Below are 238 nucleotides of genomic sequence, written 5' to 3'. Positions count from 1 at the left end.
GAGCTACCAAAAACTAAGCCGTGACCAAATTGCTGAACGTGTTGCCCAAGATATTCCCGATGGTGCATATGTCAATTTAGGTATTGGTTTACCAACCAAGATTTCAAAATACTTGCCAACAGACAAAGATGTATTCCTGCATTCTGAAAATGGTTTATTGGCTTTTGGTCCTCCACCCGCCAAAGGTGAAGAAGATCCTGAGCTGATTAACGCAGGCAAAGAATATGTCACCATGCTA

1 protein-coding gene is annotated in these 238 nt (G+C 42.0%); it reads left to right on the top strand.

The window, feature by feature from the left end; all coding sequences use genetic code 11:
- Positions 1 to 238 (top strand): CoA-transferase (locus WFN33_RS20335; protein ID WP_336954843.1); only part of this gene is annotated, 238 nt, incomplete at both ends.

This window comes from Acinetobacter sp. AS167, assembly GCF_037152175.1.
Taxonomy (GTDB): Bacteria; Pseudomonadota; Gammaproteobacteria; order Pseudomonadales; family Moraxellaceae; genus Acinetobacter.
Note: the sequence above shows the minus strand (reverse complement) of the source record. Positions and strands in the feature narration are given on the sequence as shown.